The sequence below is a fragment of the Sphingobium sp. RS1 genome (assembly GCF_056156825.1).
In genome coordinates, this window is the sequence record NZ_JBLZXE010000002.1 from 2623654 (window position 1) to 2643085 (window position 19432).

The window sequence follows — 19432 nt, forward strand, 5'->3', positions numbered from 1 at the left end:
GCCCCGTCATTCGCACAATCGACGGGCAAGGGCCAGCATATCGTCATCGCGCGGTAAATGGGGGAACTGGCCACTGGCCCAGCCATTGCCGCAGGCGGCCAGCGTCGTCGCGCTGATCGCCACGATATGCAGGCTTTTCCGCCGGTCCCGGTCGATCTGTTCTGCCAGTCGGGCCGCTGCACGCGGCGAATGAACCAGCAGGATCGCCCCCGGCACCGCATCCTCCAGCAGGGCAGGGTCTGGCGGCAGGCCGGTCATGCCATAGACTGCGATCCGTATGATATCGAGCGCGCCGGTTTCCATTGGCGCGACCGTCGTGCCGGCCAGATGCAAAACCCGGCCATGCCCGTCGCTGATGATCCGTGCCGCGATCGCGCTGCCGTCGCCGTCGCCCGCGATGATGCAAGGAAATCCGGCCTCCGACAGTGCCTGCGCCGTGGCCGCGCCCACGGCATAGGCAGGCAGGCCGCGATAATGGAGCAGTGCTGGCCCGGCAAAGGCCACGCCATTGGCGCTGGTCAGCAACAGCGCGTCAAAATCCTCCGGCACCGGCGGCGTCCAGTCGATCGGCTGGGGCGCAAACAAAGGATGCACCCGTGCATCCATGCCCATGGCCACGGCCTTGGCCGCCGTCCTGCCCGCCGCCGGTTCGGGGCGCAGGATCAGGACGCGTCTCACCCCTCGAACAGCGCGCGCAGCGCCGGACTGGCCCGCTCCAGCAGCGCTTGCCCGATCGCTTCCGCTGCCGCCTCGTCGGCACGCGCCAGTTGCGCTTCCTCGCGCACCGTTTCCTGCCCATCCGGGCTGATGATCTCAGCCATCAGATACAGGCCGTCAGCCTCCACCCGCGCCAATGCCGCGATCGGCGAATGACAGGTGCCGCCCAGTCCCTTCAACACGCCACGCTCCGCCATCACGGCGTCGAACGTGTCACGGTCGTTGATCGCCGTCAGCGCCGCGACCACGGATTCATTGTCCGCCAGCGTTTCGATCCCCACCGCGCCCTGCGACGGCGCCGGCAGCATCAGGTCGATCGGAATCGTCGTGCCGACATCGCTCTGGTCCAGCCGGTCGAGTCCTGCCGCTGCCAGCAGCGTCGCATGCACCTCGCCTGCTTCCAGCTTGGCCAGCCGCGTGGCGACATTGCCGCGAAACAGGGTGATGGTCGCATCGGGGCGCAGCCGCTTCACCTGCGCGGCCCGGCGTGGCGAGCTGGTGCCGACCAGCGGATTAGCCGGCAGCGCATCGAAACTCTCCACCCCGACCAGCCTGTCGCGCACATCGGCGCGCGGCAGCATGGCGGCGATACGGAAGGCGTCCGGGCGCAGCGTCTCCACATCCTTCATACTATGGACCGAAAAGTCGATCTCGCTCGCCACCAGCGCCCGGTCCAGTTCCTTGGTCCACAACGCCTTGCCGCCGATCTCGGCCAGCGCCCGGTCCTGAATCCGGTCGCCGCTGGTCTGCACCGTGACGACCTGCACGGCATCGTCGGCCCAGCCATGGGCAGCGCACAGGGCGCGGGCGGTCATGTGGGCCTGGGCCAGCGCCAGGGGCGATCCTCTGGTGCCGAGGCGCAACGGTCGATCTGTGAAAAGCATATGCGGCTTGCTCTAATAGCCGTGGGCATTAGATGGAAGCGGCAATGACCATCATCCTTGGCCTGGAATCAAGCTGCGACGAAACCGCGGCGGCGCTGGTGACGGCCGATGGCCGGATATTGGCGCATCGCCTCGCCACGCAGGAAGAAGCGCACCGCCCCTATGGCGGCGTCGTGCCCGAAATCGCCGCCCGCGCCCATGTGGAAGCACTCGCGCCCTTGATTGAGGCGGCGCTGGCTGATGCGGAGATGACGCTGGCGGACGTGGACGTGATCGCCGCCACCGCCGGGCCGGGCCTGATCGGCGGCGTGATGGTCGGCCTCGTCACTGGCAAGGCGCTCGCTCATGCGGCGGGCAAGCCGCTGGTCGCGGTCAACCATCTGGAAGGCCATGCCCTTTCGCCGCGCCTGGCCGATCCGACGCTGCAATTTCCCTATCTGCTGCTCCTTGTCTCGGGCGGCCATTGCCAGTTGCTTCATGTGAAGGGGCCGGGCGATTATGCGCGCCTCGCCACCACGATCGACGATGCGGCCGGCGAGGCGTTCGACAAGACCGCCAAGCTGCTGGGCCTCGGCTATCCTGGCGGCCCGCGCGTGGAAAAGGCGGCGGCGCAAGGCAATCCCAAGGCCGTCCCCCTGCCGCGCCCGCTGGTCGGCACGGCCGAACCACATTTCTCTTTCGCCGGCCTCAAGAGCGCGGTGATGCGCGCCGTCCAGTCGGGCCAATATACAACCGAAGACATCGCCGCCTCCTTCCAGCAGGCGGTGATCGACTGTCTGATCGACCGCACCCGTCGCGCGCTGGCGGCCAGCGAAGGCGTTACCGCGCTAGTCGTAGCGGGCGGCGTGGCCGCAAACCAGCCGATCCGCACCGCGCTCGAATCGCTGGCGGCCGCGCATGACCTGCCCTTCGTCGCGCCGCCGCTGTGGCTGTGCACCGACAATGCGGCGATGATCGCCTGGGCAGGGGCGGAGCGCTATGCGGTGGGCCTTGTCGATGATCTGACCGTGCCCGCCCGGCCGCGCTGGCCGCTCGACCCGGCAGCGGAAAAGGCGCGTGGAGCAGGAGTGAAGGCATGAAGGCGGGAGTCATCGGCGCAGGCGCCTGGGGTACGGCGCTGGCACAATTGCTGGCCAGCGATGGCCAGCCGGTCGCCCTCTGGGCGCTGGAACCCGATGTGGTGGATGCGATCAATCGTACCCAGGAAAATCCCCTCTATCTCGCCAATATTCCGCTTTCGCCCTCGATCACGGCGACGACCAGCATGGCCGACCTGTCGGGTTGCGACCTGTTGCTGGTGGTCAGCCCGGCCCAGCATCTGCGCAGCGTCGTGGCGCAGGCGCCCGCCGGCGTTCCGCTCGTCCTCTGCTCAAAGGGCATAGAGGCGGGGAGCAGCCTGCTCATGTCGGAAGTCGCTTTGCAGGCGCAACCGACATCGCCCATCGCGGTCCTGTCCGGCCCGACCTTCGCGCATGAAGTGGCCAAGGGGCTGCCGACCGCCATCACCCTGGCCTGCGAGAACCGGGAACTGGGCCAGCGCCTCGCTGCCCGGATCGCCCGACCCGCCTTCCGCCCCTATCTGTCGGACGATGTGATCGGTGCGGAAATCGGCGGCGCGGTCAAGAATGTGCTCGCCATCGCCTGCGGTGTCGCGGACGGGGCCGGCCTTGGCCTCAACGCGCGCGCCGCGCTCATATCGCGGGGCTTTGCCGAAATGACCCGCTTCGGCCTGGCGCGTGGCGCGCGCGCGGAAACGCTGGGCGGCCTGTCCGGGCTGGGCGACCTCGTCCTCACTTGCTCGTCCACCAACTCGCGCAACTTCTCGCTGGGCAAGGGGCTGGGTGAGGGCGGCAGCGCCGCCGATCTCCTGTCCAACCGCCGCACCGTGGCCGAAGGGGCCTTCACCGCCCCCGTCCTGCGCGATGCGGCCCGCGCTGCCGGTGTGGAAATGCCGGTGGTGGAAGCGGTCTGCGCCCTGCTGGCCGACGTCGCGCCGCTGGCCCAGGTCATCGACGCGCTGCTCGCCCGGCCGCTGCGGCCGGAATAACCCGTCGCGCTGAGGCTGCATTGCGCCTACAACAAACAGATATAGCAACAGAGAATGACACAAGGGGTTCATAGTTCGTTGGCGACAGAGGCGTCTCCATCCAAGGATCAGGATGATATCGCCGCTCTGGCCAAGGGCGGGCGAACCAATATCTTTGGCTTCCTGCTGCGGCTGGCCGCGCGCCTGCCCTTCCTGTTCATCGCCGGCCGCTGGTATGGCGCCGAAGCGCTGGGCCGTTTCGCCTATGCCGTGCTGGTGGTCGAATTCGTCGCCCAGATTGCGACGTTGGGCCTGAAGCGCGGCCTTGCCGGCGCACTGGCCCAGACGGAGCGGCCGCATAATCATGTCGTGACCGACGCGATGGTCGTGACTCTGCTGGCGGCGCTGTTTGGTTCGGCGATCCTGATCGCCTTCCCGCAGGCGATGTTCCCCAACAGCAATATCAACGGGCTGGACCGGCTGCTGGCGCTGGTGGTGATCGGTGTGGCGGGATCGGACGTGGCGCTGGCCGCCTGTGCCTATCGCTTCGATGTCGGCGCGACCGTCCGGGCACGGTCGATCATCGAGCCCTGGGCGATCAGCATCGGCGCCTTCGCCTTTGCTTTCTATTCGAAGCGCGATGGCCTGATCCTCTCCTATGCCGTCTCGATGATCGCCGCGCTGGTCGCGTCGATCATCCCGATGCTGCGCCATTATGGCCTGCCTAGTGGCTGGCGCCCCGATCCGCGCCGGCTGTGGCGCCTGGCCCGGCGCAATCTTCCACTGGCGGCGGCCGACGGCGTCGAATGGGGGTCGCGCCGGCTCGACATGGCGATTCTCGGCCTGTTCGTCAGCCCGGCGGTGATCGGCATCTATTATGTCGCGCAGCAGGTCGCCTCGCTGCCGCAGAAGCTCAAGACCAGCTTCGACCCGATCCTCGGTCCGGTCATCACCCGTAATCTGGCGGAGAACAACCTCGCTGCCATCGCCAGACAGGTCAGTCAGGTCGGTTTCTGGATCATCGCTGCACAGGCCGGGATCGCGCTGGCGCTCGGCATCCCCGGCGAAGCGGTGATGGGTCTGGTCGGCCCGCATTTCGTCGGTGGCACCGGTGCGCTCGCCTTCCTGCTGCTGGCCGAAGTGGTTGCCGCTACCGCCGTCGTCAGCGAATCGGCGCTGGTCTATATCGCCCGGCACAGGAATCTCATGATCTCGCTGGTCATGATCGGCTTGCAGGCCGCCTTCAGCTTCGCCCTCATCCTGCTGGGTCGTGACATGAAACTGGATGACATGTGGATCGCCGCGGCGCCCGCGCTGGCGCTCTGCCTGGCGCTGGGGGTGAGCGCGTTCGTCAAGGCACGGCTGCTGTCCCGCCTGCTCGATGCGCCGGTCAATGCCTGGCGCTGGCCGCTGCTGAGCGCGGCGGGCGTCGCCTGCATCGTCGGCGCCGGCTTCGTCGCCCTGCCGGCCCGTTTCGAATGGGTCGAGCTTGCCGTCGGGGTCTGGGCGATATTGGGCGCCTATGGCCTGGTCATCTGGCGCTGGGGCTTCGGCTCCGACGACCGGGCGCTCTTCCGCAAGCAGAAACCGGCATAGAAAAAGGCCCGCCTCTTACCGGAGAGACGGGCCTTTCTGCCTTCTGACAGGCGCGGATCAGGCGAACAGCGCGTCGCGGATCACGCCCAGATCCTCTTCCGGCCGTGCACCCCAGTGGGAAATGACCTCGGCTGCTGCTGCTGCGCCCAGCGCCAGCGCATCTTCAACGCTGCGCCCGTCGATATGGGCGGCCAGGAAGCCGGCGGCGAAGAGGTCGCCCGCACCCGTCGTGTCGATGATCTGCGCAACCGGGGCCGCCGGCGCTTCATGGCGCAAGCCATCGACGATGGCGACCGCACCCTTTTCGCTGCGGGTAGACACCAGCACCGGGACCTTGTCGGCGAAGCGGGCCAGCGCCGTGTCGAAATCATCGACCTGCGCCAGCGATTGTATCTCGCCCTCGTTCGAAAAGAGGATGTCGATCAGCCCCTGCTCGATCAGGTCGATGAAGTCGGCGCGATGCCGGTCGATCACGAAATTGTCGGACAGGGTGAAGGCGACCTTGCGGCCGGCGCCACGGGCAGCATCGATCGCCGCGCGCATCGCCGCGCGCGGCTGGGCCGGGTCCCACAGATAGCCTTCCAGATAGAGGATGCCGGCGGACCGGATCATGCCCAGGTCCAGCGCCGCTTCGGGCAGGAATTGCGAGGCGCCCAGGAAGGTGTTCATGGTCCGCTGCGCATCCGGCGTCACCAGGATCAGGCAGCGCGCGGTCGGCACGTCACCCTGCATCACCGGCGTATCGAAGCGGATACCGAGCGCATGGACGTCATGGGCGAAGACCCCGCCCAGCTGGTCGTCATTGACCTGGCCGATGAAGCCGCACTTCTTGCCCAGCGCGGCCAGGCCCGCCAGCGTGTTGGCGGCGGACCCGCCGCTGATTTCCTTTGCCTGGGGCATGTCGGCATAGAGCGTTTCGGCCATGTCGGCGTCGATCAGCTGCATGCCGCCCTTGGTCAGCGCATGCTGCGCCAGAAAGGCATCGTCGCTGCGGGCGATCACGTCGACGATGGCGTTGCCGATCGCGACGACGTCAAGCGTGGGGGCGGTGGCGGTCACGCAATATCCTTGTCATTTGGAGGAAATAAAATTTCACGACCTTTATCGGTCCGGTCCGCTGCATGCAACGGGGCTGATTGACCTCGCCGCCGGGCGGTAGGATAGCAGGGCGATGGTCCTGACCGCTGCCCTTCGTGCCTTTCCCTCCATTTTCCACGGCGCTGCGTTGCGTCTGCTGATGAAGACGCTGATCCTGACCCTGCTGCTCTTCGCTGCACTGGCGACGGCATTCTGGTTCGGCTTTCATGCGCTGCGGCTGCATTTCGGCTGGGGCGGCGGCGGTTACGGAGAGGCGACGGCGACCGCCCTGCTGATGATCGCGTCCGGCTGGCTGCTGTTTCGCGCCACCGCGATGGCGGTGATGGGCCTGTTCGCCGATGATATTATCGAAGCGGTCGAGCGGGACGATTATCCTCATGTCACCGCGCGCCCGGTCGGCTGGGCGCGCAGCCTGCGCTTTGCCTGCCGCTCGGTTGCGCGGACGATCGGCTGGAACCTGCTCGCACTGCCCGCCTATATCCTGCTGCTGGTGACGGGCGTGGGCACGATCGGACTGTTCCTCGCCCTCAATGCCTATCTGCTCGGTCGCGACATGGCCGACATGGTGGAGCCGCGCCATCCGACCCTTCCGCCGCTCACTCGCAGCAGCCGGTGGCTCATGGGCCTTGTTTCGGCGCTTCTCTTCATGGTACCGCTGGTCAACCTGCTTGCACCGATCTTCAGCGCGGCTATGGCGGTCCACATGCTGCTGGGACGAAAGACGACATCATGAAGACCCTCCGTTCGGGCCTGACGTCCCTTCTTGCCCTACCGCTCGCCGCCTGCGGCGCGGGCAGCGTGGTGCCGCCGGGCCGCCCGATCGCGCCGCCGCCGGGGCCACCGGCCAGCGCCTTCATGAAGCAGGGGCCGCTGCTGGGTGCCGACGCCCGCCGCCTGACCCAGATGTTCGGCCAGCCCCGGCTCGATATTCGCGAGACGACGGTGCGCAAATTGCAGTTCGCCAACGGTCGCTGCATTCTCGACGCCTATCTCTATGCGCCCGCGCGGGGGAAGGAGCCGGTCGTCACCCATGTCGATGCGCGCAGTTCGACCGGCACCGATGTTGATCCTGCCGCCTGCGCCACGGCGTTGCAGACGAAATAATCCGGTCCTGCGGGCGTTGCGTCGCCGCGATACGGGCCTTTCCTAATAGGATTTCCTCTGATCTGTCCTCCTGGATGATCTTGCCGTTCCATCTCTGTCCGATGCCTGCTGCGTCAGGCGCGCCGGTTGCACGCAGCGTTGGCATAGCCGAGGCTTTGCAAGCGCGTTGGGGACGCTTCGAGCGCGCATCGCAGGCGCAAAAGGCCAAAATTGGGGCTGTGACGGTGTGAACTTTGGATCGCGCCCGTGCCGCGCTTCCGGAGGCGTCACCCATCAGCAAATCCGCGCCGTGCCATCACCCCCCCCTTCATCTTCCCCGCCGCTTGTTCTATGCCCGCAATCCAATTCCCAAGAGGACGCCATTTTGATCCTGGATATCGCCGCCGCCGCTTCGGGCGCCATTCAATTCAAAGATCTGGGGCTCAACCCTGTCGCCCTCGATCTGGGCTTCTTCACGCTGAAATGGTACAGCCTCGCCTATCTGGCGGGTATCCTGATCGGCTACTGGTATCTGCTCAAGCTGGTCGACCAGCCCGGATCGCCAATGGCGCGGCGGCATGCCGACGACATGATCTTCTATGCGACGCTGGGCATCATCATCGGCGGACGCCTCGCCTATGTCATCTTCTACCAGCCTGAAATTCTTCAGCATCCGCTGGACATCTTCAAGCTGTGGAATGGCGGCATGTCCTTCCATGGCGGCGCAGCGGGCGTATCGCTCGGCATCCTCTACATGGCGCGCAAGGAAAAACTCAGCTGGCTGCGCATCCACGATTATGTCGCCTGCGTGGTCCCTTTCGGCCTCTTTTTCGGCCGCCTCGCCAATTTCGTGAATGGCGAATTGTGGGGCAAGGAAACCGACGTGCCCTGGGCGATGGTCTTTCCCACCGGCGGTCCCTTCGCCCGCCACCCCAGCCAGCTTTACGAAGCGGCGCTGGAGGGCGTCGTCCTGTTCCTGATCCTCGCCTTCGCATTCTGGAAGACGAAGGCGCGCTACAAGCCGGGCATGCTCGTGGGCATCTTTGTCTTCGGCTATGGCTGTTTCCGCTTTGCCGTCGAATATGTCCGCGAGGCGGATTCTCAGCTGATGGAATTTGCCGAGCGTACCGGCCTGCACATGGGCCAGTGGCTGTGCCTGCCGATGATCCTGGGTGGCCTCTACCTGATCGTCACCGCGAATGGCCGTCGCCTGCGCGTCGAGCCGGTGGCCGGCACCAGCAGTGTCAGCTGATAAGACGGCGCTGGCCCGGCGGCTCGCCGGGCAGATCGCCTCGGGCGGGCCGATCTCGGTCGCTCATTATATCGGCGAGGCGAACCAGCATTATTACGCCACCCGCGACCCGCTGGGCGCGGATGGCGATTTCACCACCGCGCCGGAAATCAGCCAGATGTTCGGCGAACTGGTGGGGCTTGCCCTTGCCGACATATGGATGCGTTCCGGTCGCCGGCCCGATCCCGCCTATGTCGAACTGGGGCCGGGCCGCGGCACGCTGGCGTCGGACGCGATCCGCGCCATGGAACGCGCCGCGCTGGCGCCCAAGCTGCATCTGGTCGAAACCAGCCCCACCCTGCGCGACCGGCAACGGGCCTTGCTGCCTAACGTCGTCCATCATGACAATATCGACGACCTGCCGGACACCGGTCCGCTGCTGGTCGTCGCCAATGAATTTTTCGATGCGCTGCCCGTACGCCAATGCATCCGCGTCGGGGATGAATGGCGCGAACGGGTCGTCGTCAGCCGAGAGGCTGAGGGGCGCTTCCTCGCCGTGCCGGGTTACCGCCGGATCGAATCGGGCCTTCCTCCGCTCGCCGTTGAGGCACCCGAAGGCGCGATTCTCGAATCACCCATCGTTGGCGCCGGCATTGCCTATGCCCTTGCCCACCGCATCGCCAAACAGGGCGGCGCGGTGATCCTGATCGACTATGGTTATGAAGGTCCGGCGCTCGGCGACACGCTACAGGCGGTCAAGGCGCATCAATTTGTCGATCCCTTCGCCGATCCGGGCGAGGTGGACCTGACCACCCATGTGGACTTCACGGTGCTGGGCAATATGGCGCGGCAGGCGGGGCTGCGGGTCCATGGCCCGGTGGGGCAGGGGGCGTTCCTGCAACAACTGGGCATCGATGCCCGTGCCGCCCAGCTTGCCGCCACCGCGCCGGCCCGCGCCGCCGAAGTGGAAGCCGCGCGTCATCGCCTGACCGACGAGGGGGAAATGGGCACATTGTTCAAGGCGATGGCCTGGACTCATCCCGACTGGGCCGACCCGGCGGGGTTCGCCGCCTGATTCTGCGATTGCGGACTCAGGCCAGGAACAGGCGGTCACGCTGGTCGATCAGGTCTGCCAGACCCACCAGGCGGGAAAAGCCATGATGCGGCACCTCGCCTTTCGCGATGTCCGCGCTCGGCAGGCCGAACCGCGCCAGCGTGCGGTCCACAATATGACAAAGCCGGGCAAAATCCCCTTCCACCGCGGCCCGCGCCGCCGCCGCGATCTGCTGGCGGTCCGGTGCGGCGTTGCGGAGATAGGCTACGGCTTCGGCCACGGCATCAGCGTCCGCCTCGACATAGACGGAATTGGCCGGCGTCAGATAACGGTCGCGGCCGCCGCTGTTCATCGTCGTTACCACCGGCAGACCCGACAGCAGATATTCGATCGTCGCGCGGTTCTGTCCTTCGCGTTCGGACAGGATCAGTCCGCAATGCGCATCCCGCAGATGCTGCGCGACGTCTTCCACGCCCAGCCAGCGATAGGCACCGTCGCTTATGTTCGGGCAGAATAGCCCCGGCTGCACCGCGCGCATCCGTTCCACCGTTTCGCCGGTAATGCCGATGGAAATCAGGCAGAGCGACGCGATCTTCGATGCCAGTTCGATCCGTTTATAGGGTTGGTGCCCGGCGATGTAGACGGCGTCGAAAGCGGCTGTTGTCGCCGGTCCCACCGGCTTGCGCCGTCGCGGCCACCCGATTCTGGTAGCCGGTCGGATATCGGCCTGCCTGAACTTGTCCGGGTCGGCCAGCGCATGTTCGCCGCAGGCATAAAGCGAGATGGATGGGTGAAGGAGGTCGCGAACCGCGAAGTCGGAGGGGTCGTTGACCAGCAGTACATAAGCATGGTGCGAAAAGGCGGTTACCGCCGCATTCACCGCTGCGATCACCCGCTGGGAAAATCCGCCCGGTCCCAGCGACCACATCGGGTTCATCAGGAAGACATGGCGGAGCGGCGTATCCATGAACGCCGGCACGCTCAACATGCTGGCCGCGAGGGGCGCATTGCTAAGACCCACCGCATAGACCGGATAGCGGCGGCTTAGCAGGCTGCCGCTGACGACGGTTTCAGGGTCTATCGGGGTTTCAGGGTCTATCGGCATGCGGTTCCCCTGAACCCTGCGGCACGACTATGCTCAGTCTTCCTGATGGTAGCGGCCGAGCCTGCGGATGAAGCCGATGAGGCCGGTCTGGCGGCTGCGCTTCATCCGTTCGGCGTGCAGGATGGTCTGGACGCGCTGGAAACAATCCTCCGCATCGACATTGCACAGCACATAATCATAGCCGTCCCAATGGGCGATCTCGCCGGCGGCGCGGGCCATGCGGCCTTCGATGACTTCGTTGCTGTCGGTCGCGCGTCCGCGCAGGCGGCGTTCAAGCTCCTCCATCGACGGCGGCAGGATGAAGATGCGGACGACGTCGCCACCGGCAATCTGGTGCAATTGCTGCGCACCCTGCCAGTCGATGTCGAACAGCACGTCCTTGCCCGATTTCAGCATCGCTTCGACGGGCGCGCGGGGCGTGCCATAGCGCTGGCCAAAGACATGCGCCCATTCCAGAAATTCATGATCCGCCGTCATGCGGCGAAACTCTTCCAGATCGACGAAATGATAATCCTTGCCGTCGACCTCGCCCGGCCGCATCGGTCGGGTCGTGGCCGATACCGACATGGAAAGATCGGATTCGGCGGCCAGCAGCTTGCGCGCGATGGTGGACTTACCCGCGCCGGAGGGCGAGGACAACACGAAGAGCACGCCGCGGCGCTTGAAGTCGGGAGTTTCGGTAGGAATGCTGTCGGCCATGGCCGCTAGTGCCTCCACTGCCGCGCTTTTGCAAGGGGGCTGTCCCCGTTGCGCCGCTCGTCAGCTATCCCTGGGCCTTGCGGGCGCTTTCTATCGGGATGGGCTCGCTGCTCTTGTCCGGCAGCAGCTTGGTCGCCTTTTTCCGGTCGACCTCCCGCTTCGCCTCATATAATTTGCCGGCCATATAGGCGCCGGTAACGAACAGCGCGCCAGCGGGATAGCGCATGATGATCCGCTTGGCCCCGGCCCCGGCGATCAGGCCGAACACGCCCTTCTTGCCGGTCGCTGCGGCAACCCGTGCCGCGACCACGGTGGCCCCGACACGCGCCGCCTTTCGGAGCAGCCCGGCCTTTTTCGGCGGGCGGATCGTCACCAGCGGTGCGGCGGGGAGCGGGGCTTTCCTCTTCATAGAGGGTTAATGTACCGCAGCCCCGCCGGTTCCGCCATGTTGATCTGGATCAGACCATATTTTCCGGACGCACCAGCCGGTCGAAGGTCGCTTCATCGACCAGCCCGAGTTCAAGCCCGGCCTGCTTCAGCGTCTGCCCCTTCTTGTGCGCATGTTTGGCGATGGCGGCGGCATTGTCGTAGCCGATCTCAGGCGCCAGCGCCGTCACCAGCATCAGCGACCGGTCGACCAGTTCGGCGATCCGCGCTTCATTGGCCTGCAACCCGTCGACACAGCGTTCGGCGAAGCTTTCCATGCCGACGCTGAGCAGATGGATGGAGCGCAGCACATTGGCGCCGATCAGCGGCATGAACACATTGAGTTCGAAATGTCCCTGCATGCCGCCGACGGTCACCGCCTGATGATTGCCGATCACCTGCGCCGCCACCATGGTCAGCGATTCGCACTGGGTCGGGTTGACCTTGCCCGGCATGATCGAGCTGCCCGGTTCATTGGCGGGCAGGTCCAGTTCGCCCAGACCCGAGCGCGGGCCGGACCCCAGGAAACGGATATCATTGGCGATCTTGGTCAGCGATACCGCCAGCGTATTGAGGGCGCCGGAGAAGAAGACGAGGCCATCCTTGGCCGCCAGCTGCTCGAACTTGTTGGGCGCGCTTTCAAAATCGGTGCCGGCAATGTCGCTGATCGCCGCGACCATATCCTCCGCCCAGCCGTCGGGCGCATTGAGCCCGGTGCCGACCGCCGTGCCGCCGATCGCCAGCTTGCGGATATTGCCATTGAGCGCGCCCTCTATCCGCGCCCGGCCGCTGATAAGCTGCGCCGCATAGCCGGAAAATTCCTGCCCCAGCGTCAGCGGCGTCGCATCCTGGGTGTGGGTACGGCCGATCTTGACGATATGACTCCAGGCCTGCGCCTTGGCGGTCAGCGCGCTCGTCAGCCTTTCCAGCGCGGGGATCAGCCGGTCGCGGGTGGCGATCACCGTCGCGACATGCAGCGCGGTCGGGAAGCTGTCGTTGGACGACTGGCTCATATTCACATGGTCGTTGGGATGCACCGGCGCCTTGCCGCCGCGCGTGCCGGCCAGCTGCTCGTTGGCGAAGCCGGCAATCACTTCGTTGACGTTCATGTTGGTCTGGGTGCCCGAACCGGTCTGCCAGATGACGAGGGGGAACTGGTTGTCCAGCCGGCCCGACACGATGGTTTGCGCCGCATCCTCGATGGCGGTGACGATCTGGCCGTCCAGCCCATGTTTGCCATTCACCCGCGCGGCCGCCTGCTTCACGATCGCCTGTGCATGGACGATGCCGATCGGCATGCGTTCCGTATCGCCAAAGGGGAAATTTTCAATGCTGCGCTGCGTCTGCGCACCCCAATAGGCGTCGGCCGGCACGTCGATGGCGCCGATGCTGTCGGTTTCGATACGGGTAGCGGACATTCAGAAGGACTCCCAGTTAAGAATCAATCGCAAATCTGCTTCCCATGTAGGGGCGGGACCGGGAAATCCAAGGCTTGATTATATCGGCGGAAAAGGCGCTCGAAAATGGGCGCAACACGGCATTGCCCCGTCCCGCCGGGCGGGGCAGGAGCCATGTCTGTCTCGCGCGGGGGATCGGAAGGCTTGAGCGCGGCCTTACTGGCCGGCCAGCGCGTCCATGATCTGCCGGACCGGGGCGATGTCATAGCCGGCCGCGGCCGCCTGCGCGGCCAGCACGTCGCCATTGTCGCCGACGCGGGCACGGGTCAGCGCCCACAGGAGCGTGCTGCGCGTGCCCGAGCGGCAATAGGCCAGCAGCTTGCCATCCCCGGCCTGTTCCAGCGCCTGCGCCATCCCGTCCAGCTGCCAGGGGGCAAAGCCGCCATGGGCGACCGGCACGGCCATATAGGCGATGCCCGCCGCCTGCGCCGCCGCCTCGATCGCCGCGCCGTTGATCTGGCCGGGTTCCTCGTCATCGGGGCGATTGTTGATGATGAGGGTGACGCCCTGCGCCTTGGCTTCCGCCACCTGCTCGACGCTGATCTGCGGGGATACGAGGATGCGGTCGGTCAGCTTGCGGAACATGGGATGATCTCCTTCTTGGGCCGAGCCATGCGCCGGGCGGGGAGCAGTTTCAAGATATTTGGCGTTGCCAGAGCGCCGCAGGATAGGAAATGCCGGGCTTAACTTCGCACATTTCCCGCATGTTTCGACATTATATATCCTATTGCCGACATATTCTTTCAACGGGGCGGATCGACCCGATGATCTTAGCAGGCGCAGCGCCGATAGGACAGGAAAGGTCAGAGATAGGGGCGGATCGCGGCGAGGAAGGCGTCGCCCCAGGCATCCAGCTTCTTCTGGCCGATGCCGCTGATATGGCTCATCTCGCGGATGCTGGACGGACGCTGCTCGGCCATTTCGCGCAGGGTCGAATCATGGAAGATGACATAGGGCGGCACCCCGGCCTCCTGCGCCAGTTCGCGGCGGCAGGCGCGCAGGGCGTCGAACAGCGGATCGCCGACCGGGTTGGCGTCGGCGCCATTGCGGGCGCTGCGCTTGCCGCGCCGCTCCCGCTTGGGCGGCATCAGGATGCGCACCTCTTCCTCCCCGCGCAGGATCGGCCGGGCATTGGGGCCGAGCATCAGCCCGCCATGTTCCGTCGTTTCCAGCGCGTCGCGCACCAGCAGCGCGCGCGAGACGGGGCGCAGCAGCGCGACCTCATCGCCCGCGACGATGCCATGGACGGAAATGCGATCATGGCCGCGCTCGCGGATCTTGTCGTTGGGCGCGCCGGTCAGCACCGCCTCGATATGGCCGGCGCCGAAGCTCTGGCCGGTGCGATAGACGGCGGAGAGATATTTGCGCGCCGTCTCGGTCGCGTCGACGCTGGCCGGGGGCGACAGGCAATTGTCGCAATTGCCGCAGGATGGCGGCGGGTCTTCGCCAAAATGGCGGAGCAGGATGGCGCGGCGGCAGGTCGCCGTTTCCACCAGGGCACCAAGCGCCGCGATGCGGGCGCGCTCGCCCTGTTGCCGGGCCGGTTCCAGCTCGGCGATGCGCATGCGGGCGCGGGCGAAATCCTCCGCCCCCCAGAAGAGATGGGCGACCGCCGGTTCGCCGTCGCGGCCGGCGCGGCCCGATTCCTGATAATAGCCCTCGATCGACTTGGGCAGGCCGGCATGGGCGACGAAGCGCACGTCGGGCTTGTCGATCCCCATGCCGAAGGCGACGGTGGCCACCATCACCATATCTTCGCTGGCGATGAAGGCGGCCTGGTTGGCGGCGCGCTGGGCCGGGTCCATGCCGGCATGATAGGCGCGCACGGCCCGGCCGCCCCGCCCCAGCGTCTCGGCCAGCTTTTCGGTCGCGGCGCGGGTCTGGGCATAGACGACGCCGGGGCCGGGATTGGCCGCCACCAGATCGGCCAGTTGCCGGGTCAGGCCGTCGCGCGGATGCACGGCATAGCGGATATTGGGCCGGTCGAAGCCGGAGATGATGAGGCCGTCGTCGGGAATGCCGAGCTGGACGAGAATATCCTTGCGCGTATGCGCGTCGGCGGTGGCGGTGAGCGCCAGCCGGGGAACATCGGGAAATTCGTCCAGCAGCGGGCGCAGCAGGCGATAGTCGGGGCGGAAATCATGGCCCCATTCGGACACGCAATGGGCTTCGTCGATGGCGAAGAGGGCGACCTTCGCAGCGCGCAGCAGATTGCGGAACGGTTCCTGACTGGCGCGTTCGGGCGCGACATAGAGCAGGTCGAGATCACCGTTACGCAGCCGGTCCTGCGTCTCGCGCCAGTCGGCATCGACGCTGGTCAGGCTGGCGGCGCGCAGGCCCACCGCATTGGCGGCGCGCAACTGGTCGTGCATCAATGCAATCAGCGGCGACACGACGATGCAGCAGCCGTCGAGCGCGGCGGCGGGTAATTGATAGCAGAGCGACTTGCCCGCGCCGGTGGGCATGATCGCCAGCGTCGGCCGCCCCGCCATGACGCGGCCCACCACCTGTTCCTGCACGCCGCGAAAGGCGGTGAAACCGAAAATATCGTGGAGAAGCGTGGGGATGTCGCGCGCCATCGGGCGGCCTTAGAGCATTCTGAACCCGGCTGGAACAGGCGACTTCAACAATGGGGAAAACAAAAGAAACCGCTGCTGACACTCGCCCGCCAGCTCAGAGTCTGATGATTTGAGACAGACTCACTGCGTCATCGCGAGCGAAGCGTAGCGATCCAAGGGCGCGTCAGTGGATCGCCACGCTTCGCTCGCGATGACGGTTCAATGCAAAATCATCTCCCTCTAGGCTGACAATTGCCCGATCGCCCAGGTCGCCGCTTCCGCCACGACCGGATCTTCATCCGCCACCAGCGCCTCCAGCCGTGCCAGCAACCGGGGGTCGCCGCTATTGCCCGCCGCGATCGCTGCGTTGCGGACCATGCGGTTGCGGCCGATGCGCTTGATCGGCGATCCGGAGAAAATCTCGCGGAAGGTCGCATCGTCCAGGTCGAGCAGGTCGCCGATCGCCGGCGCGGCCAGTTCCGCCCGGCCGATGAACGCCTTGTTCGCTGCCGCATGGTCGGCGAACTTGTTCCACGGACAGACCGACAGGCAATCATCGCAGCCATAGACGCGGTTGCCGATCCCTGTGCGCAAATCCTCCGGGATCGGTCCCTTATGTTCGATGGTGAGGTAGGAGATGCAGCGCCGCGCATCGACCACATAGGGAGAGGGGAAGGCGTCGGTCGGGCAGGCGTTCAGGCAGGCGCTGCAACTGCCGCAATGGTCGCGCTCGCCGCTGTCGGGCGCCAGCGCCATTTCGGTATAGATGGCGCCCAGGAACAGCCAGCTGCCATGGTCGCGGCTGACGAGATTGCTATGCTTGCCCTGCCAGCCAAGGCCGGCGCCCTGTGCCAGCGGCTTTTCCATCACGGGCGCTGTATCCACGAACACCTTCAGCGCGCCGGGCTGCTGCTCCACCAGCCAGCGGGCCAGTGCCTTCAGTGCCTTCTTGACGACGTCATGATAATCCTTGCCCTGCGCGTAGACGGAAAAGCGCGCCCGGTCGGGCACCTCCGCGAGTGCCAGCGGATCGCGCCCCGGCGCATAGCTCATCCCCAGCATGATGACGCTGCGCACATCGGGCCACAGCCCCTTGGGCGATCCGCGTTGCTCGGCCCGATCCTCCATCCACAGCATGTCGCCATGATGGCCCGCGTCGAGCCATTGGCGCAGCCTTTCCCCGGTTTTGGGTGCGACATCGGCGGGCGCGATGCGGCAGGCGGCAAAGCCCAGCCGCGCGGCCTCCGCCTTCAGGCCCTGTTCCAGGCTTTGGGGTTCCAAGGTTTCTATAGGCACGGGCACGGGTCCAGACTATCAGGGCGGGATGATCGGCGACATAACGGCCTCATCCCCCGCCTCCATCCCGGCCTATGCCGTCGAGGGGCATGGGCTTGTCAAGACATTCGGCAGTTTCCGCGCGGTTGACGGCATCGACATCGCAGTGCCGGCGGGCGCCATCTATGGCGTGCTCGGCCCCAATGGCGCGGGCAAGACGACGCTGCTGCGCACCTTGCTCGGCATCATCGACCCGGACGAGGGGCATCGCATCCTGCTGGGCGAGGCGCAGCCGCTGCGCATGGCGCGTGCGGTGGGCTATCTGCCCGAAGAACGCGGCCTCTACCCCTCGATGAAAGCCTATGAGGCGATCGCCTTCATGGGCGCACTGCGCGGCCTGCCGCTGAAGATCGGGCGCGAGCGGGCGAAGGCGATGCTCGACCGGCACGGCATGGGGGCGTCGATCGAAAAACCGATCCGCCAACTGTCCAAGGGCATGGCCCAGACGGTGCAATTGTTCGGCACCATCGTCCACGAACCGCGCCTGATCGTGCTGGACGAGCCTTTTTCCGGCCTCGACGCGATCAATCAGGAGAAGCTGGAAGCACTGATCCGCGAGCAGGCCCGCAATGGCGTCACCATCCTCTTTTCCACCCATGTCATCGCCCATGCCGAACGGCTGTGCGAGCGGATCGCCATCGTCGCGGGCGGGCGCATCCGGTTCGAAGGCACGCCCGGAGAGGCACGCGACCGGCTGCGGCCGCAGGTGCGGCTGCGCACCCGCATCAGCGATGGCGCATGGCGCCGGGCGTTGCCGGCCGACACCATGGCGGAAGAGGGGGCATGGCATTTCGCCCTGCCCGACGAGGGGATAGAGCCATTGCTGCGGGCCTTGCTGGACGGGCAGGCGGGGATCGAAAGCCTGTCGATCGAGCGGCCGGGCCTGCATGACGCCTTCGTCGCGATCGCGGGCGCGGCGGTGGCCAGCCAGATGGGGCAGGACGATGCGGCGGAGGTGGACGCATGACCGCCCTGTGGCGCGCCGCCTATGTCATCGCCCGACGGGATTTCACCGCCGTCGTGCTGTCCCGCACCTTCATCCTCTTCCTGCTTGGCCCCTTGCTGCCGATCCTGATCGGCTTCGCCTTTGGCGGGCTGGGTGACAAGATCAGCAGCACCGACCTGCGCCCGATCGTCGGTGTCGCCATGTCGGCGGCAGACAGCGCCGCGCTGCTGCGGGCGCATGACCGGCTGGCCGATCGGATGGGGGACCAGACGTTGCCGCGCCTGCGCCCGGTCCCATCCGCGCCCGCGCCGCGCATTCAACTGGCCCGGCCGGATTCGGCGGTGGTGGCGATCCTGTCGGGGACGCTGCGCCATCCGGTGCTGACCGGCAAGGTGGAGGATCTGGACCGGTTGCAGGGCGATATCAGCCTGCTGTCCACTGCCGCGCTGGCCGAACGGACACTGACTTTCGTGACCGTCGATCGGCAGGAAGTGACCACCAGCCTTGGCGCGCAGGCGCAGGCGAGATTGCTGATCGGCCGGGTGGCGCAGGTGGTAATGTTCTTCCTCACCATCCTGCTGGCGGGCATGATCCTGTCCAATCTGGTCGAGGAAAAGACGAACAAGATCATCGAGATATTGGCCGCCGCCGTGCCGATCGATGCGATCTTCCTGGGCAAGCTGATGGCCATGCTGGCGATGAGTTTCGTCGGCATCGCCTTCTGGGGCGGCACGGCCTTCGCCATCTTCCTGGCGCTGCATGGCGGGGGCGGACCGCTGCCGGCGCCGGCGGTGGGCTGGCCACTGTTCCTGCTGCTGGCGGTGCTCTATTTCGCCATGGCCTATACGCTGCTCGGTTCGCTGTTCCTGGGGATCGGCGCGCAGGCGGCCACGGTGCGCGAAGTGCAGACGCTCAATATGCCGATCACCATGGCGCAGATGCTGATCTTCTTCTTCGCCAGCTACGCGGTCGACCATATGGGATCGCCGGCGGAGGTCGCCGCCTGCATTTTCCCGTTCAGTTCTCCCTTCGCCATGATCGCGCGCGCGGCGCAGGACGGGGCGGTGTGGCCGCATCTGGTGGCACTCATCTGGCAGGCGGCGTTCGTGGCGCTCATCATCCGGGTCGGCGTGCTGCTGTTCCGACGCCATGTGATGCAGTCGGGCGGCCGCTGGTGGAAGCGGTTGTTCAGGCCCGCGACAGGCTGAACCCGCTAT

General features: G+C 66.2%; 19 protein-coding genes. 9 read left to right on the plus strand and 10 right to left on the minus strand.

The genetic code is table 11. From position 1 onward, the window contains the following. Window positions 1-6 precede the first annotated feature (6 nt). On the minus strand, window positions 7-678 hold the full coding sequence (locus tag ACNHGR_RS14525) for a uroporphyrinogen-III synthase (RefSeq protein WP_475286993.1): 672 nt from the start codon (window positions 676-678) through the stop codon (window positions 7-9). Next, window positions 675-1601, minus strand: a complete 927-nt coding sequence (hemC, locus tag ACNHGR_RS14530) for a hydroxymethylbilane synthase (RefSeq protein ID WP_475286995.1) — start codon at window positions 1599-1601, stop codon at window positions 675-677. The genes ACNHGR_RS14525 and hemC overlap by 4 nt, the downstream gene beginning before the upstream one ends. A 44-nt stretch (window positions 1602-1645) precedes the next feature. Here hemC and tsaD point away from each other — a divergent pair, with 44 nt between their 5' ends. The 3 genes from tsaD to ACNHGR_RS14545 are packed head-to-tail and all read left to right on the plus strand — an operon-like array spanning window position 1646 to window position 5223. Beyond that, window positions 1646-2680, plus strand: coding sequence for a tRNA (adenosine(37)-N6)-threonylcarbamoyltransferase complex transferase subunit TsaD (gene tsaD, locus ACNHGR_RS14535; RefSeq protein ID WP_475286997.1), 1035 nt, complete (start codon window positions 1646-1648; stop codon window positions 2678-2680). Then, on the plus strand, window positions 2677-3648 hold the full coding sequence (locus ACNHGR_RS14540) for an NAD(P)H-dependent glycerol-3-phosphate dehydrogenase (protein ID WP_475286999.1): 972 nt from the start codon (window positions 2677-2679) through the stop codon (window positions 3646-3648). The genes tsaD and ACNHGR_RS14540 overlap by 4 nt, the downstream gene beginning before the upstream one ends. Before the next feature lie 54 nt (window positions 3649-3702). Further along, a complete protein-coding gene (locus tag ACNHGR_RS14545) occupies window positions 3703-5223 on the plus strand; it encodes a lipopolysaccharide biosynthesis protein (protein WP_184268708.1) in 1521 nt (506 codons plus the stop codon). 57 nt (window positions 5224-5280) lie between these two features. On the opposite strand, the gene ACNHGR_RS14550 is transcribed toward ACNHGR_RS14545, so the two are convergent. Continuing rightward, a complete protein-coding gene (locus ACNHGR_RS14550; RefSeq protein ID WP_475287002.1) occupies window positions 5281-6282 on the minus strand; it encodes an adenosine kinase in 1002 nt (333 codons plus the stop codon). A gap of 112 nt (window positions 6283-6394) precedes the next feature. Between ACNHGR_RS14550 and ACNHGR_RS14555 the strand changes: the two genes are divergently transcribed. The 4 genes from ACNHGR_RS14555 (at window position 6395) to ACNHGR_RS14570 (ending at window position 9710) form a co-directional block, all read left to right on the plus strand. Further along, on the plus strand, window positions 6395-7054 hold the full coding sequence (locus ACNHGR_RS14555) for an EI24 domain-containing protein (protein WP_475287004.1): 660 nt from the start codon (window positions 6395-6397) through the stop codon (window positions 7052-7054). Further along, on the plus strand, window positions 7051-7425 hold the full coding sequence (locus tag ACNHGR_RS14560; RefSeq protein WP_184268714.1) for a hypothetical protein: 375 nt from the start codon (window positions 7051-7053) through the stop codon (window positions 7423-7425). Before ACNHGR_RS14555 ends, ACNHGR_RS14560 begins: the two co-directional genes overlap by 4 nt. 364 nt (window positions 7426-7789) lie before the next feature. Then, the gene (gene lgt / locus ACNHGR_RS14565) at window positions 7790-8656 is read left to right on the plus strand and encodes a prolipoprotein diacylglyceryl transferase (RefSeq protein ID WP_184268716.1); all 867 of its coding nucleotides are present in this window, start codon (window positions 7790-7792) and stop codon (window positions 8654-8656) included. Beyond that, window positions 8646-9710: a class I SAM-dependent methyltransferase gene (locus ACNHGR_RS14570; RefSeq protein WP_475287007.1), complete on the plus strand. Its 1065-nt coding sequence runs from the start codon at window positions 8646-8648 to the stop codon at window positions 9708-9710. The genes lgt and ACNHGR_RS14570 overlap by 11 nt, the downstream gene beginning before the upstream one ends. A 16-nt stretch (window positions 9711-9726) precedes the next feature. Here the strand turns inward: ACNHGR_RS14570 and ACNHGR_RS14575 are convergent, their stop codons facing one another. From ACNHGR_RS14575 to queG, 7 genes are all read right to left on the minus strand, one after another. Continuing rightward, window positions 9727-10794, minus strand: coding sequence for a glycosyltransferase (locus ACNHGR_RS14575; RefSeq protein ID WP_475287008.1), 1068 nt, complete (start codon window positions 10792-10794; stop codon window positions 9727-9729). Window positions 10795-10827: 33 nt separating this feature from the next. Next, window positions 10828-11493 carry a guanylate kinase gene (gene gmk, locus ACNHGR_RS14580; RefSeq protein WP_184268721.1) on the minus strand — a complete coding sequence of 222 codons (666 nt, stop codon included), beginning with the start codon at window positions 11491-11493 and terminating at the stop codon, window positions 10828-10830. Between the two features lie 64 nt (window positions 11494-11557). Continuing rightward, entirely contained in the window at window positions 11558-11902 is a 345-nt protein-coding gene (locus tag ACNHGR_RS14585; protein WP_184268722.1) for a hypothetical protein, read from the minus strand. Between the two features lie 49 nt (window positions 11903-11951). Further along, window positions 11952-13337 carry a class II fumarate hydratase gene (gene fumC / locus ACNHGR_RS14590; protein WP_475287011.1) on the minus strand — a complete coding sequence of 462 codons (1386 nt, stop codon included), beginning with the start codon at window positions 13335-13337 and terminating at the stop codon, window positions 11952-11954. Window positions 13338-13532: 195 nt separating this feature from the next. Further along, a complete protein-coding gene (locus tag ACNHGR_RS14595; RefSeq protein WP_475287013.1) occupies window positions 13533-13961 on the minus strand; it encodes a protein tyrosine phosphatase family protein in 429 nt (142 codons plus the stop codon). A gap of 218 nt (window positions 13962-14179) precedes the next feature. Further along, the gene (recQ, locus tag ACNHGR_RS14600) at window positions 14180-15955 is read right to left on the minus strand and encodes a DNA helicase RecQ (protein WP_475287015.1); all 1776 of its coding nucleotides are present in this window, start codon (window positions 15953-15955) and stop codon (window positions 14180-14182) included. 219 nt (window positions 15956-16174) lie between these two features. Beyond that, the gene (gene queG, locus ACNHGR_RS14605) at window positions 16175-17200 is read right to left on the minus strand and encodes a tRNA epoxyqueuosine(34) reductase QueG (protein WP_475288440.1); all 1026 of its coding nucleotides are present in this window, start codon (window positions 17198-17200) and stop codon (window positions 16175-16177) included. A 58-nt stretch (window positions 17201-17258) separates the two neighbouring features. Here queG and ACNHGR_RS14610 point away from each other — a divergent pair, with 58 nt between their 5' ends. Both ACNHGR_RS14610 and ACNHGR_RS14615 read left to right on the plus strand, forming a co-directional pair. Beyond that, a complete protein-coding gene (locus ACNHGR_RS14610; protein ID WP_475287017.1) occupies window positions 17259-18236 on the plus strand; it encodes an ABC transporter ATP-binding protein in 978 nt (325 codons plus the stop codon). Then, a complete protein-coding gene (locus tag ACNHGR_RS14615; protein ID WP_475287019.1) occupies window positions 18233-19423 on the plus strand; it encodes an ABC transporter permease in 1191 nt (396 codons plus the stop codon). The genes ACNHGR_RS14610 and ACNHGR_RS14615 overlap by 4 nt, the downstream gene beginning before the upstream one ends. Window positions 19424-19432 lie beyond the last annotated feature (9 nt).